The sequence below is a fragment of the Stenotrophomonas sp. pho genome (genome assembly GCF_006228405.1).
Classification (GTDB): Bacteria; Pseudomonadota; Gammaproteobacteria; order Xanthomonadales; family Xanthomonadaceae; genus Stenotrophomonas; species Stenotrophomonas sepilia.
In genome coordinates this window covers 3410177-3425006 of the sequence record NZ_CP029759.1, presented here as the reverse complement: position 1 = coordinate 3425006, position 14830 = coordinate 3410177, and the positions used below count along the sequence as shown (strand labels likewise).

Genomic DNA, 14830 nt, shown 5'->3' with positions numbered 1-14830 from the left:
CGCGCCATTGCATGCGCGCTGCCGCTCCCACGCTTCGCTGCGCGAAACGCGGGCCCCACTTACCAGCTCCCAGACCCCCGCCGCTTCGCGTCTGCCCCCTGACTCAGGGGGCTCTCCCCCAGACTTGGCCCGGTGGCGGGTAGATCCACGCCATGCGTGGATGAAATCTGTCAGATATCGACAATCAAAATGGGGTCAGATCCGTTTTCCTGCGGAAAACGGATCTGACCCCAAGCAATGCCCTGGCAGATCACGGAAATCTGTCGAAGGCGGGGTGGGTCCGGTTGAGGGGGTGTGAGCGGCATGGATGCCGCGACCAAGCCCCCATGGACGGGTTTACGGCGCCCCCTCAACCGGACCCACCCCGCCAACCTTCAGGAAACTGGCTTTTGCTCTGGCTCTGGCTCTGGCTTGAAGGCTTCGGCGGGTGCAGGGCTGCAAGCCCTGCCGAACACCCCCAACCCTTACTGCAACAGCGAGCGCAGCATCCAGGCGTACTTCTCGTGGGTCTGCAGGCGCTGGGTCATCAGATCCTCGGTCGGGGCATCGTCACCCTTGGCCGCCACATCCAGCACTTCACGCGCCGTACGGCATACCGCTTCGTTGGCGACCACCAACTGGCGTACCATTTCACGCCAGTCCGCACTGTCGGTGAGGCCCGGTTCCTCGACGATCGAGGTCAGCGCAGCGAATTCCCGGTAGGAGCCCGGGGCATTGAAGCCCAGCGCGCGGATGCGCTCGGCCACGTCGTCCAGTGCCGCCCACTGCTCGGTGTACTGCGTCTCGAACATGGTGTGCAGCGAGTTGAACATCGACCCGGTCACGTTCCAGTGGAAGTTGTGCGTCTTCAGGTAGAGCGTGAACGCATCGGCCTGGAAGCGCGACAGACCGTCGGCGATCTTCTTGCGGTCGCCCTGGGTGATCCCGATATCGATGTTCGGCGCCGACGGTGCCGCCGCTGCAAGCTTCTGCTTGCCGGTCTTGGCCTTGGTCGTGCTTTTGGTCTTCACCATGAGGTTCCTCCTTATGGAATCGTTGGCCTTCACAATAAACCGGTCGTGATGACTGGTCGCTTTCAAAGTTTTGAACGAACCGATTGATGAACTCTATCGATAAAAATCCATCGCCCCGCCTGCGCCAACAGCGCGCCGCCATCGACGGCGCCATGAGCCGCGACCGGGGCCGTTTGCTGGGAATGCTCTCGCGTTGCCAGGCCAAGCCGCAGGATGCGGCACTGGCCGCTACTTTCGAGCAGGCCTTGCAGGCGTCGGTGCAGCGTCGGCAGGTACGGGCGCAACAGCAGCCGTCCATTACTCTGGACCCGCAGCTGCCGATTGCGCGTGAAGCCGACGCGATCATCAAACTGATCCGCGACCACCAGGTGGTGGTGATCGCCGGTGAAACCGGTTCGGGCAAGACCACCCAGCTGCCGAAACTGTGCCTGGCCGCAGGCCGTGGCCAGGCCGGCATGATCGGCTGCACCCAGCCGCGACGGATCGCCGCACGTGCGGTCGCCAGCCGCGTGGCGCAGGAACTGCAGAGCGAACTGGGCCAGCTGGTGGGCTACCAGGTACGCTTCAATGACAAGGTCAGCGACGACAGCCGCATCAAGTTCATGACCGACGGCATCCTGCTGGCGGAGATCGCCAGCGACCGCTGGTTGTCGAACTACGACACGATCATCGTCGACGAGGCACACGAACGCAGCCTCAACATCGACTTCCTGCTGGGCTACCTGAAGCAGCTGCTGCGCAAGCGCCCGGACCTGAAGCTGATCGTCACGTCGGCCACCATCGACACCGAACGCTTCGCCCAGCATTTCGACAATGCACCGGTGATCAGCGTCGAAGGCCGCACCTACCCGGTGGAAGTGCGCTACCGCGCGCTCGAAGGCGAGGGCGAAGACCAGGGCGAACGCACCGTCAACGATGCCATCGTGTCGGCTGTCGACGAGATCACCCGCCTGGACGCACGCGGCGACGTGCTGATCTTCCTGCCGGGCGAGCGCGAGATCCGCGATGCGCACCAGTCGCTGGAACGGCGCAAGTACCGCAATACCGAGGTGCTGCCGCTGTACGCGCGCCTGTCCAACCAGGACCAGGACCGGGTGTTCAACCCCGGGCCGAACCGGCGCATCGTGCTGGCCACCAACGTGGCCGAGACCTCGCTGACGGTGCCACGCATCCGCTACGTGGTCGATCCGGGCTTCGCCCGCGTCAAGCGCTACAGCCCGCGCAACAAGCTGGATCGCCTGCACATCGAGCCGATCTCGCAGGCCAGCGCCAACCAGCGCAAGGGTCGCTGCGGCCGTATCGCCGAAGGCATCTGCTACCGCCTGTACGCCGAGGCGGATTTCCAGGCGCGGCCGGAGTTCACCGATCCGGAAATCCGCCGTTCCAGCCTGGCCGGCGTGATCCTGCGCATGCTGCAGCTGGGCCTGGGCCGCATCGAGGAGTTCCCGTTCCTGGAGGCGCCGGACGAGCGTGCCGTTGCCGATGGCTGGCAGCAGCTGACCGAGCTGGGCGCGATCGATGCCGAGCGGCGCATGACCACCATCGGCAAGCAGATGGCGCGCCTGCCCGTGGACGTGAAGCTGGCGCGCATGCTGGTGGCCGCACAGGCTGCAGGCTGCCTGCGGCCGATGCTGGTGATTGCCTCGTTCCTGGGCATCCAGGACCCGCGCGAACGCCCGCCGGAAGCGCGCGGTGCCGCCGACAACGCGCATGCGCAGTTCGCCGATGGCCGCTCCGAGTTCGTCGGCGTGCTGCGCCTGTGGGATGCCTACCGGCAGGCCCACGAAGACCTGACCCAGTCCAAGCTGCGCGACTGGTGCGGACGTCATTTCCTCGGCTTCCTGCGCATGCGCGAGTGGCGCGAGCTGCATCGCCAGCTGCGGCTGCTGTGCGAGGAACTGGGCTGGAAGGAAGAGGCCAGCGAGGCATCGATGGCACCGCTGCTGGCCGGCAGCAGTGCGCCGGCACCGGCACGTGATGACGCGGCCTCAGTAAAGGCCACCCGCGGCCAGTTGCATCGTGCCGCGCGCCTGGCCCGCGAAGGCAAGGCCGAGGCCGCACCGGCACCGGTGGCCGTGCGCGCGCAGAAGGAACAGGCGCCCGCCGGCGGCGGCTTCAGCGAACGCGTGCGTGCCGCTGCCTACCAGACCCTGCACCGGGCGCTGGTGGCGGGCCTGCCGACGCAGATCGGCCACCGCACCGAGAAGGGCGATTTCCAGGCACCACGCCAGCGCCGCTTCCTGCCGTTCCCCGGTTCGGCGCTGGCCAAGCGGCCACCGCCGTGGCTGCTGGTAGCCAACCTGCTGGATACGCAGAAGGTATGGGGCATGACCCTGGCCGCGATCGAGCCGGACTGGGTGATCGCCGAACTGCCGCACCTGCTGCTGCGCAAGCACTTCGACCCGCACTGGTCGCGCGCGCAGGGCCAGGTGCTGGCGTCCGAGCAGATCAGCCTGTTCGGCCTGGTGCTGGCACCGAAGAAACCGGTCCATTACGGCCGCATCGCGCCGGGCGAGGCGCATGACATCTTCGTGCGCCAGGCGCTGGTGACCGGCGAGATCAATACCCGTGCCAGTTTCGTCGCCGACAACCAGAAGGTGCTGGAGGTCGCGCGCGAGGAAGAAGCCAAGCTGCGCCGCGCCGGCATCGTTGCCGACGAAGACTGGCAGGCACGCTGGTACCTGGACCGGGTGCCGCCGCAGATCCACTCGGCGGCGGGACTGGATAGCTGGTGGAAAGGGCTGGCGCCGGAGCAGCGCAAGGCGCTGCACTGGTCGTTGGCAGACCTGTTGCCCGGTGAGGGCAGCGAACAGGAACGCTATCCGAAGTACCTGGCGCTGGGCCAGGCGCGCTTGCCGCTGCACTACCGCTTCGAACCGGGGGCCGACGACGATGGCGTGACCCTGGACGTGCCGCTGCACCTGCTCAACGCATTGGATCCGGTGCAGCTGGGCTGGCTGGCGCCGGGCTTTGTCGCCGACAAGGCCTCGGCACTGATCCGCAGCCTGCCAAAGGCGATGCGCCGCAACTACGTGCCGGCGCCGGACTTCGGTCGCGCGTTCTACGAGGCCTTCCCGCAGCCCAGCGCTGATGCCATCACTGGCGAGCTGGCGCGTTTCCTGTCACGTGCGACCGGCGCGACGGTGACCGCACTGGATTTCGAGCCGGGTTCGATCGAGCCGCACCTGCACATGAACCTGCGGCTGCGCGACGAACAGGGCAAGGTGCTTGCCACCTCGCGTGATCTGGAAGCGCTGCGCGCGAAATTCGGTGGCCGTGCTGGCGATGCCTTCGCCGCGCGTGCCGGGCGCGAGATGGCGGCTGACGGCCTGCGCACGTTCCCGGCCGCGCCGATTCCGCTGCAGGTACCCGGTGAAGCCGGCGTGCCGGCCTATCCGGCGCTGCTGGACGAGGGCGACAGCGTGGCGCTGCGCATCTTCGCTGATCGCCAGCAGGCGCAGGACGCCCATCCGCTGGGCGTGCGCCGCCTGCTGGAGATCGCCCTGGCCGAGAAGGTGAAGCAGGCACGCAAGCAGTTGCCGGTCGGTGCCAAGACCGGCCTGTTGTATGCCGCGATCGAATCGCAGGAGCGGCTGCGTGGTGACCTGGTCGATGCGGCGATGAACGCGGTGCTGGCCGAGGGCCTGGAGGAAATCCGCGATGCGACGGCGTTCGAGCAGCGTCGCGAACACGCCGCCAAGGCCCTGTTTGGCGAGGCGATGTCGCGGCTGAAGCTGGCCGAGACCATTCTGGCGCTGGTGGCGGAGCTGAAGCCGATGCTGGAAGCGCCGTTGATGGGCTGGGCGCGCGGCAACCTGGACGACATGGAAGCGCAGCTGGCCGGGCTGATCCACCCCGGCTTCCTGCGCGACACGCCGGCCGACGCGCTGGCGCAGTACCCGCGCTATCTGAAGGCGATGATCCTGCGCACCGAACGTGCCAAGCGTGATCCGCCGCGTGACCAGGCGCGCATGCTGGAACTGCATCCGTTCCTGGAAGCGCTGGAGGCGGGCGAGCAGCAGGGCCTGCGTGATCGCCCGCAATGGCAGGCGCTGCGCTGGGATCTGGAAGAACTGCGGGTATCGCTGTTCGCGCAGGAGCTGGGTGCACGCACCGGTATCTCGGCGAAGAAGCTGGCGCAGCGCGTGGCTGCATTGCGCCAGGCCTGAGCGCGCCACGGTCGCCCGTCGGGCGACCGTGGCCGGCCGGGCAGGGAGCCGGCATGGCCGGAATGCCCGGGCGTTACTTGGTGCGGCGAACCTTCGGCTGCACGTTCACCCCGTCCACCTTCATATACCAGGCGCCCATCACCCCTGGGCGCATGCTGACGCCCGGGGCGTCCTTGCGGCCACCGGAATAGTGCGTGGCGTCTATCTGCTCCCACTCCTGGCCGTTCTGCAGCACGTAGCGGCGGCCCTGGCCGAATCCACGGAATTCGCCCTGCAGGTTGCTTTCGATCGGTTCGCTGCTGCCGAAGTCCAGGAAGCCGCGGTTCTTCTTGATCACTTCCTGGCGGCCTTCTTCGCGCGCTGCGGCGACGGCCTGGGTGGTGGCCGCCTCGACCTTGCCCTGCAGCCAGCGGTTGAGCGTGGCCAGTTCACCGGCACTGAGCTTGTCCAGGCCGGCGGCCTTGAACTCGGAGGGCGACATCTGCTGCTGCAGGTCGTCCTCCACCACGCGCTGGGCCAGCGCAGGCGCGGACAGGGACAGCAGCACGGCGGCACAGGCCAGCAGCCGTGGACGGACGCGCGGGGCAATCGAAGGCATGGCGGGTCTCTCCTGGGTGTGTGGGCGAGTGTAGCGGCATGTCTTCATGCCGGGTGATGGTGGGTGCAGTGATTGTCCCTGAACGGCGCCGGCGCTAGTGTAGGGGCCTCTGTCTTGCCTGCTCGATGCTGTGAACCGCGCTTCCGTCCCTGGCCTGGATGCCTTGTTGAACCGTCCCTCGGCAGCGGTGCTGCCTGCTCCGCTGCGCCAGGCCCTGCGTGAGCATTGGGAAGCGCCGGATTGCGAGCACCAGATGCGTGCCACCTGGTCGGTGCTGGGCGATACTCTCGATGCGCTGGCGATGCTCTCGGCCGATGAAGGCGCAGTGGTGGCCGCATTGCTGTTCGACCTGCCGGGCCTGCGCGCCAGCCTGGACCAGCTGCCGCTGGGCAACCACAAGGCGGCGGTGATCGGCCTGCTGGATGGCCAGGATGCGGCCGACCCGGTGTGGGCGCTGCACGCCGGCCGTGAGGCGGGGCGCAACAGCGAAGGCCTGCGCCGGCTGCTGCTGGCGATCATCCGCGACCTGCGCGTGGTGCCGATCCTGCTGGCACGGCAGCTGGCGCGGATGCGCGCGGCCGACAAGCTGGACGAGGAGCAGCGCCGCGCGCTGGCCCAGCTGACCCGCGACATCCACGCGCCCCTGGCCAATCGGCTGGGCATCTGGCAGCTGAAGTGGGAGCTGGAGGACCTGGCGTTCCGCCACCTGGAACCGGAAACCTACCGCCGCATCGCCCGCGAGGTGGATGAAACCCGCATCGCCCGCGAGCGTTACGTCGAGAACGTCAAGAAGGTGCTGTCGCGCGAGCTGGTCGCCCAGGGCATCAAGGCCGAAGTCAGCGGCCGCCCGAAGCACATCTACAGCATCTGGCGGAAGATGCAGAAGAAGCGGCTGGCCTTCGACCAGCTGTATGACATCCGTGCGGTGCGCGTGATGGTCGACGACGTCGCCGCCTGTTATGCCGCGTTGGGCGTGGTGCACGCGCTGTGGGCACCGGTACCCAGCGAGTTCGATGATTACATCGCCAGGCCCAAGGCCAATGACTATCGCTCGCTGCACACCGCCGTGGTCGGCCCGGAAGGGCGCACCATCGAAGTGCAGATCCGTACCCACGAGATGCACTCGCAGGCCGAGCTGGGCGTGGCCGCGCACTGGAAGTACAAGGAAGGTGGCAAGGGTGCGGAGAAGTCCTTCGACCGCAAGATCACCTGGATGCGCCAGTTGCTGGAACAGGCGCAGGACGGGCAGGGCAATGAACTGGCCGGGGCGCTTGATGCCGAGCTGACCGAGGACCGGGTCTATGCGCTGAGCCCGAAGGACGAGGTGCTGGACCTGCCGCAGGGCGCCACGCCGCTCGATTTCGCCTACCAGGTGCATACCATGGTCGGGCACCGCTGCCGCGGCGCAAAGGTCAACGGCCGCATCGTGCCGCTGACCTACCGCCTGCGCAGCGGCGACCGCGTCGAGATCCTGACCGGCAAGGAGGCCGATCCGCGCCGCGACTGGCTGATGCCGGCCAACGGCTTCCTGGCCAGCAACCGCTCGCGCGAAAAGGTGCGCAGCTGGTTCCACAAGCTGGACCGCGCGCGCAACGTGCAGGCCGGTCGCGAGCTGCTCGAGCGCGAGCTGAAGCGGCTGGGCCTGCAGCACGCGGACCTGGCCGTGGCGGCGAAGAAGTTCCATGCCGACAGCGTCGATGACCTGTACATCCAGGTGGCGCTGGGCGATACCGGCCCGAACCAGGTCAGCCGTGCGCTGCTGGAGGCGGAGCGTGCCGCCAGCCAGCCCGCGCCCGCACCGGCCCTGCCGCGGCCGACCGCGCGCCGCGGGAACCTGGGCAAGTCCAAGTTCACCGTGCAGGGCGTGGGCAACCTGCTGGTGCAGCTGGCACGCTGCTGCCAGCCGGTGGCCGGCGAGCCGATCATCGGCTACCTGACCCGTAGCCGGGGTGTCACCGTGCATCGTGCAGACTGCGCCGCGCTGGCCCGGCTGGCGGCCAGCAGCCCGCAGCGCATCCTGCCGGTGGAGTGGGGCCAGGCCGGGGGCGGCTACGAGGTGGACGTGGTGGTCGATGCGGTCGATCGCCGCTGGCTGCTGAAGGACATCACCAACCTGATCGCCCAGGAAGACGCCTACGTGCTCGACATCCACAGTGACAACGTGCGCAACAGTGGCCGTGCCCACCTTCGGCTGCGCCTGAAGGTCAGTGACTACGGGCAGTTGTCGACGCTGCTGGGCAAGCTCGATGCGCTGCCGGGCGTGAGCGAGGCGCGTCGCCTCGGCTGAGCTTCACGCTGCCCCGGCTACCCTGCACGCATGGAACGCGAGCCCCCGCATCGCCCGCATGGCGCTGAACATCCTGCGCTGGACCGCGTCCGTCGCGAGGGGCGTTGGTGGTGGCTGCAGGCGCGCCATGCGCGCCGGATCTGGCGCTGGGCGCTGCTCACAGCGCTGGCCGTGTTCGTGCTGCTGGTCCTGCTGCGCAAGCCGTTGGCAGACTGGTTCTGGGATGAGCCGCAGATCGAACAGCTGCTGGCCGAGGGGGATCGTGCATTGGCGGCTGGGCGCCTGAGCGATGCCGATGGCAGTGGTGCGCGCGAGCGCTACCAGGCGGCGCTGGCGCTGGACGGTGATCGCCCGCAGGCGCGCCAGGGCCTGGCCAATACCGGCGCGGCAGCGCTGCAACAGGCGCGCGATCGCCTGCAGGCGGATGACCTGGACGGCAGCGCGCAGGCTCTGGCACTGGCCCGTGAGCTGCAGGTGCCGCAGGGCGACGCCGATGCGGTTGCCCGCCAGTTGCAGGCGCGACGCAGCGCCGGAGCCGGTATTGGTGCGTTGTTGGCACAGGCGCGTAACGCGTTCGCGGCCGGACGCCTGGATGACGGCGACAGCAGTGCGTTACCCTTGTTCCAGCGCATCCTGGCCCTGCAGCCGGACAACCTGCCGGCGCTGGAAGGGCGCGAAGATGCGCTGAGCGACCTGCTGCTGCAGGCACGCACGCTGGCGGAGCGAGGGGAGTTGGCCGAGGCGGCCGCGCTCCTGCGTCGTGCCCGTCAGTTCGATGCTGGTCATGCCGATCTACCGGCGAGCGAGGAGGCCCTCGCGCGCGCCGCCGACCGGCGCCTGCGGCAGGCGCAGCGTGCGTTGCGACGGCAGCAGCTGGAAGCTGCGGCCAAGGGCTTCCAGGCGGTGCTGGTGGTGGCCGCCGATGATTCCAATGCCCAGCGCGGGCGTGAGCAGACCCTGCAGGCAGTGGTTGCACGCAGCCAGAAGTCCGCCGACGACTTCCAGTTCGATGCGGCGCAACGTGATGCGGCCCTGGCGGCGGAGCTGGGGGCTTCGCAGGCAGTCCGGCAACAACTGGCGCAGCGCCTGCAGCGCGCGCAGCAGGCGCAGCGGGCCCTGCAGCAGCCCGCGGTCAGCACGGCGCAGCGCGAACGCCAGCTGCGCGACCACCTGCGGAAGATCGAACGTGCCGAGCGCGCGGGGCAGTGGATCAGCCCACCCGGGCACAGCGCGTTCGACGCGTTGCGCGAAGCCCAGTCGCTGGCTCCCGCGATGCGCGGGTGAAGGCAGCCGCCGCACGCTTGCTGCCCGCCAGCCGACGCTGCTTCGACGACAATCTGCGGCAGAACCGCGTGCAGGCGGCAGGCGCCTGCCTGCAGGCCTGGCAGACCCTGTCACCGACCGCATCCGGACTGCCCTCGGCGCGGCTGCGGTTGGCCCAGCGCTGGCTGGCGATCGGCAGCGAGCGGCTCGGCAACGGTGACCTGGCCTTCGCCGCGCATGCCGCCGAACAGGCGCGGTTGCTGCAGCCGGATCTGGCCGAACTGCCGGCGTTTGAAGATCGCCTGCGCCGCGCCGGTGGACGGGCGGACTAGGCGAAGAACACCCGCTGCACGGTCGCACGGGCGGCTTCGAGTGAGAAATGTTCGGCGACGTTGGCCAGGCCAGCATCGGACAACTGCTGCCACAGCTGCGGGTCCTGGTACAGGCGGACCACCGCATCGGCGAAACCGGTAGCGTCATCGGCTACCAGTACGTCCTGGCCGGGATGCAGGTGCATGCCTTCCACGGCGCAGGTGGTACCGACTACCGGTTGGCCATGGGCCATGCTCAGGTTGATCTTGCCTTTTACGCCGGCACCGAACCGCAGCGGTGCGATGGCAATGCGCGCGCCGTCCATGTAGGGCGTGATGTCCTCGACGAAGCCGTGCATCTGCACGCCGGGGTGGCGTGCGGCCAGTGCCAGCAACGATTCCGGCGCCGCGGCGCCGATGCAGTGCAGGCGTACCTCCGGCAGCCGGGCGCGGATGTGGGCGAAGACCTCGCCGATGAACCACTCCATCCCGTCCAGGTTCGGCGGATGGCGGAAGCCACCGACAAACACCAGATCGTGTCGTTGCTCGTAGACGGCGCCGGCGCCGGCAACCTCGTGCAGGTTGGAAATCAGTTCCACCCGTACCCGCGGCGCATCGGCCTGCAGCTGCTCCCGTTCGGCCGCACTGACCAGCACGGTGATGTCGCACTGCTCCATCACTGCCAATTCACTGCTGCGGGTGCGTTCTGCTGCGCGCAGCAGCGCCGTATCACCGGCCACTTCGGCACCGCGGCGTTCGCGCAGGTAGTGCAGGTCGACCGTGTCGAACACGGTTCGTGCCTGCGGCGCATAGCGCTTGAGCAGGGGCAGGCACTCGTGGGCGACGTGGTGGCGCACCAGCATCGCCACGTCGAAACGCGACCCATGGCTGCGCAGCCAGCCGGCCACGCCGTCCAGGAAGGGGGCGTACCAGACTTCCACGCCCATCCGCTGCAGCGCCTCGGTCGCCGCGCCGGCATGCTCGCGCCGGGTCGGGACGAATACCACGTGGGCACCGCCCTGCAGCAGCAGGCGGATCAGATTGACCTGGCGCAGCGACCCGGAATCGCGATCGGGCTGCGGTACTTCCTCGTCCAGGATCAGCACCTGGCGCCGGCCGCGCAGCAGCAGCGCTGGCGACGGCACTGCGCCGACCGCCGGATGGCGGGCCAGCTCGGTGGCCCAGCGAGCGGCAAAGATGGCCTGGTTGCGCACCTGGTAGGCCTTAACCCCGCTGCCGGTGTCGGTGCCGTTGCTGGTGCCTTCGTCGTGGATCACCCGGCTGGCCGGCTGCACCAGCACGCGCAGGCCCTGTGCACGCACGCGGAAGGCCAGGTCGGTGTCCTCGTAGTACGCCGGCTTGTAGCGGGTATCGAAGCCGTCCAGCTGCTGCCAGAGGGTACGCGGCAGCATCAGCGCCGCACCGGAGCAGTAGTCGACGTCGCGCAGGCTGGCAAAGCGCGGGTCGTCAGCGGCCTCGAAGCGGCCATAGCTCCAGCCACTGCCATCGGCGAAGATCACTCCGCCCGATTCCTGAAGGCGGCCATCGGGATACAGCAGCTGGCTGCCGACCAGGCCGGCGTCGGGGACGCTGCCGAAGGTGTCCAGCAGGGCGTCGAGCCAGCCCGGCTGCGGCACCGTATCGTTGTTGAGCAGCACCACGTAGCGGCCGCGTGCGCGCGATACACCCTCGTTGCAGGCTTCGATGAAGCCGCCGTTGTGCGCACGCACCTCATAGCGCAACCCCGCCACCTGCGGCATCCACTGTGCGGTGGCGTCGCTGCTGCCGTCATCCACCACCAGGATCTCGCACGCGGCTGCGGGCGGGTGTGCCGCCAGGGCGCGGAGGCAGGCCAGGGTGTGGCCGACATGGTTGTAGACCGGGATGACGATGCTCACCTCCGGCGACTCGCTGAACGGCACCGTGAAGGGGGCGAAAGCCTGTGCTGGCGGCAGGAACAGGGGCGTGCGCGGCGCGGGAACGGCGCGCTGGGTGTGCACGCGGATGCGTTGCCAGGTGGCCCGCCACCCGCGGGTGCGCAGGCTTGCCAGGCTCCGGCGGGCCAGGCCCGACAGGCGGTTGATCAGGTATCGGATCTCGGCCAGGGACATCGCCATCCGGTTGCAACTCCAGCTTAAGCAGGGGAACCCGGGAGAATTCGCCAGCCGCAGTGGCTGGGGTAGACTCGCCAGACCCTACATTCTCGCATTCCCGTGCCCCGACGCTACGATTCCGACGACATCGACGATTTCGACGACGACCAGCAGGACAGCGGTCCGCTGTGGCGGCGCCGGCTGATCACCTGGAGCATGGCTGCGGTCGCATTGGGATTGGGTTTCCTCATTCCCTATACGCTGTACCTGAACCAGCAGGTGACCCAGCGTTTCGGCGAGCTGCGCTGGCAGATTCCGACGCGCGTGTATGCGCGCCCGCTGGTGCTCACCCCCGGCAAGGCGATGGATGCGTCCACGCTGAAGACCGAACTGGCCGCCTCCGCCTATCGTGATGACGGGCAGGGCAAGGAGCCGGCCACCTATGCGGTGAACGGCGGTCGCTTTGTGATCTCCAGTCGTGGCTACAACGACGTCGATGGCCGGGTGGCGCCGCGCCGGGTGGAGCTGTCGCTGGCCGATGGCGGCGTGGCCTCGCTGCGCGACGCCGACAGCCGCAAGGCACTGAAGGCCGCGCGGCTGGATCCGGCGCGCATCGCCACGCTGTACGGCCAGAAGCAGGAAGAACGCCGCCTGATCCGCATGGACGAGGCGCCGGACCTGCTGGTGACCGGCCTGCAGGCAGTGGAAGACAAGGACTTCAACCGCCATCACGGCATCGACCTGTCAGGCATCGCGCGCGCGGTGTGGGTGACGATCCGTTCCGGTGGCCAGAGCCGCCAGGGCGCTTCGACGCTCACCCAGCAGCTGGCCCGCAGCGGCCTGCTTGGCATCGGCAAGGAACAGACGCTCACCCGCAAGTTCAATGAGGTGCTGTACGCGCTGATCATGGAAGCGCGCTACGACAAGCGCACGATTTTCGAGGCGTATCTCAACCAGGTGTACCTGGGCCAGCGCGGCAGCCAGGCGATCCATGGCATGTCCTCCGGCGCCGAATTCTGGTTCGGGCGTGACCTGCAGTCGCTGGAGACCGAGCAGATCGCCCTGCTGATCGGCCTGGTCAAGGGGCCGTCCTTCTACGACCCGCGGCGCAACCCGGAACGCGCGCTGGATCGCCGCAACTTCGTGCTGGGCAAGCTGCACGACGCCACGCTGATCGACGATGCCGAGTACCAGCGCGCGCTGAAGGCTCCGCTGGGCGTGCCCAAGACACCGGGCCTGGTGGCTGCCAACCGCTTCCCCGCCTACGTCGACCTGGTCCGCCGGCAGCTTGCGCATGACTATCCGGAATCTGCGCTGCAGGGCGCGGGCCTGAGCGTGATGACCGGCATGTCGCCGTCCGCGCAGGCCTATGCCGAAGGCGCGGTGACCCGCACCATCAAGTCGCTGGAAAGCCAGCGTCGCCCTGAGCTGCAGGCCGGCATGGTGCTGACCGACGTGCACAACGGCGACGTGCTGGCGGTGATCGGCAGCCGTGAGGTGTCCGAGGTCGGCTTCAATCGTGCGATCGAGGCGCAGCGCCCGGTCGGTTCGCTGCTCAAGCCGTTCGTGTACCTGCTGGCCCTGGCGCAGCCTGACCGCTATTCGCTGGCCAGCTGGGTCGATGATTCGCCGGTGACGGTGCAGCTCGGCCGCGGCCGCAACTGGAGCCCCGGCAACGCCGACAACCGCAGCCACGGCACGGTGCGCCTGATCGATGCGCTGGCGCATTCGTACAACCAGGCGACGGTGCGCTTGGGCATGCAGGTCGGCCCCGAGCGCGTGACCCAGCTGATCCATGTGCTGGCCGGCATCAAGGCCGAGGCCAATCCGGCGGTGATCCTCGGCTCGACCGACCAGAGCCCGTATGCGATGGCGCAGCTGTACCAGTTCCTCGCGTCCGGTGGTGAGATCCAGCCGTTGCACGCCGTGCGTGGCGTGCTCGATCCGCAGGGCAAGCTGCTCAAGCGCTACGACAAGACCCCGGCACCGGCACAGGAAGGCGATTCGATTGCCGCCAACCTGATCAGTGTCGGCCTGCAGCAGGTCGTCGCCAGCGGTACCGCGCAGCGGCTCAATGCTGATGGCCTCGGCCGTCTGCAGCCAGCCGGCAAGACCGGCACCACCAACGATGGCCGTGACAGCTGGTATGCCGGCTACACCGGCGACCACCTGGCGGTGATCTGGATCGGCAACGATCAGAACCAGCAGGCCGGCCTGTATGGCGCCACTGGCGCGATGCGGGTCTGGTCGGGCATCTTCCAGCGCCTGCCGAGTGCGCCATTGCGGGTCAGCAACAAGGGCCTGGATTGGCAGCCGGTGGCTCCCACCGGTCTCAACAGCACCGATGAAGGCTGCCCCGGCGCGCGCCGTTTCCCGTTCGTGGTGGGCTATGCGCCTGCCTATGCGCCGTGCGCGCCGGCCGCGTCGCCCGAGGGGCAGGGCGAGGCTGAAGGCGAGGGCGGTGGCTGGCGCAGCTGGTTCGGCCTGGACCGCAAGCCGGAAGCACCCGCCGAACCTGCCGCCACCCCTTCTCCCCCGAGCCGATGATGCCGATGAACATGCGTACCCTGCTGCAGCCCCTGGCCCTGACCGGCCTAAGCCTGGCCCTGGCCGCCTGCGTGAGCAGCGCGCCGCCGGTAGTCAAACCGGTCGACACCACCACGCCGGCGCAGCGCCTGGCGGCCGTGGATGCTGCAGCGGGTCCGGACGACAAGGAACTGTCGGTGCAGCCGCTGCGTGATTCGCAGGTGGAAGACCTGAGGCTGGCCGCACAGGCGCAGCGCCAGGCCAACGACCTCGCCGGTGCCGCCAGCAGCCTGGATCACGCGCTGGAGATCGTGGCCGGTGACCCGGCGGTGCTGCAGGAGCGTGCCGAACTGGCGCTGCTGCAGGGGCAGTGGGCACAGGCGGAGACGTTCGCGCGCAAGGCCGTGGATCTGGGCTCGAAGACCGGGCCGCTGTGCCGCCGGCACTGGGCGACGATCGAGCAGTCGCGGCTGGCGCGGGGCGAGAAGGAGAATGCGGTGTCGGCGCATGCGCAGATTGAGGGCTGCACAGTGCCGGGGATCAAGCGTTACTGAGTTTTCAGCCAACGGC

General features: G+C 68.5%; 7 protein-coding genes and 1 pseudogene. 5 read left to right on the top strand and 3 right to left on the bottom strand.

Translation table 11 applies throughout. From position 1 onward, the window contains the following. Nucleotides 1-464: 464 nt before the first annotated feature. On the bottom strand, nucleotides 465-1013 hold the full coding sequence (locus tag DL544_RS16030) for a Dps family protein (RefSeq protein WP_065185414.1): 549 nt from the start codon (nucleotides 1011-1013) through the stop codon (nucleotides 465-467). Nucleotides 1014-1099: 86 nt separating this feature from the next. On the opposite strand from DL544_RS16030, the gene hrpA reads away from it, so the two are divergent. Continuing rightward, entirely contained in the window at nucleotides 1100-5182 is a 4083-nt protein-coding gene (hrpA, locus tag DL544_RS16025; protein WP_139727525.1) for an ATP-dependent RNA helicase HrpA, read from the top strand. A gap of 73 nt (nucleotides 5183-5255) precedes the next feature. Here the strand turns inward: hrpA and DL544_RS16020 are convergent, their stop codons facing one another. Then, nucleotides 5256-5780, bottom strand: a complete 525-nt coding sequence (locus DL544_RS16020; RefSeq protein WP_065185416.1) for a hypothetical protein — start codon at nucleotides 5778-5780, stop codon at nucleotides 5256-5258. A gap of 130 nt (nucleotides 5781-5910) precedes the next feature. Here DL544_RS16020 and DL544_RS16015 point away from each other — a divergent pair, with 130 nt between their 5' ends. Then, complete coding sequence (locus tag DL544_RS16015; protein ID WP_065178177.1) at nucleotides 5911-8067, top strand: RelA/SpoT family protein; 2157 nt, start codon at nucleotides 5911-5913, stop codon at nucleotides 8065-8067. 30 nt (nucleotides 8068-8097) lie between these two features. After that, a pseudogene (locus DL544_RS16010) lies at nucleotides 8098-9662 on the top strand (hypothetical protein). Here DL544_RS16010 and DL544_RS16005 read toward each other — a convergent pair. Further along, entirely contained in the window at nucleotides 9659-11758 is a 2100-nt protein-coding gene (locus tag DL544_RS16005) for a glycosyltransferase (RefSeq protein WP_005418463.1), read from the bottom strand. The pseudogene DL544_RS16010 and the gene DL544_RS16005 overlap by 4 nt on opposite strands. Nucleotides 11759-11854: 96 nt before the next feature. On the opposite strand from DL544_RS16005, the gene mrcB reads away from it, so the two are divergent. Together mrcB and DL544_RS15995 are read left to right on the top strand one after the other, a co-directional pair. Then, the gene (gene mrcB / locus DL544_RS16000) at nucleotides 11855-14281 is read left to right on the top strand and encodes a penicillin-binding protein 1B (RefSeq protein ID WP_053500600.1); all 2427 of its coding nucleotides are present in this window, start codon (nucleotides 11855-11857) and stop codon (nucleotides 14279-14281) included. Next, the gene (locus DL544_RS15995; protein ID WP_050562713.1) at nucleotides 14278-14814 is read left to right on the top strand and encodes a hypothetical protein; all 537 of its coding nucleotides are present in this window, start codon (nucleotides 14278-14280) and stop codon (nucleotides 14812-14814) included. Before mrcB ends, DL544_RS15995 begins: the two co-directional genes overlap by 4 nt. Nucleotides 14815-14830 lie beyond the last annotated feature (16 nt).

What these genes read in the sequence shown, in the direction of transcription:
- DL544_RS16020 (WP_065185416.1), bottom strand. Translation starts at nt 5,780, where the DNA reads ATGCCTTCGATTGCCCCGCGCGTCCGTCCACGGCTGCTGGCCTGTGCC.
- DL544_RS16005 (WP_005418463.1), bottom strand. Translation starts at nt 11,758, where the DNA reads ATGGCGATGTCCCTGGCCGAGATCCGATACCTGATCAACCGCCTGTCG.
- DL544_RS15995 (WP_050562713.1), top strand. Translation starts at nt 14,278, where the DNA reads ATGATGCCGATGAACATGCGTACCCTGCTGCAGCCCCTGGCCCTGACC.
- hrpA (WP_139727525.1), top strand. Translation starts at nt 1,100, where the DNA reads ATGAACTCTATCGATAAAAATCCATCGCCCCGCCTGCGCCAACAGCGC.
- DL544_RS16030 (WP_065185414.1), bottom strand. Translation starts at nt 1,013, where the DNA reads ATGGTGAAGACCAAAAGCACGACCAAGGCCAAGACCGGCAAGCAGAAG.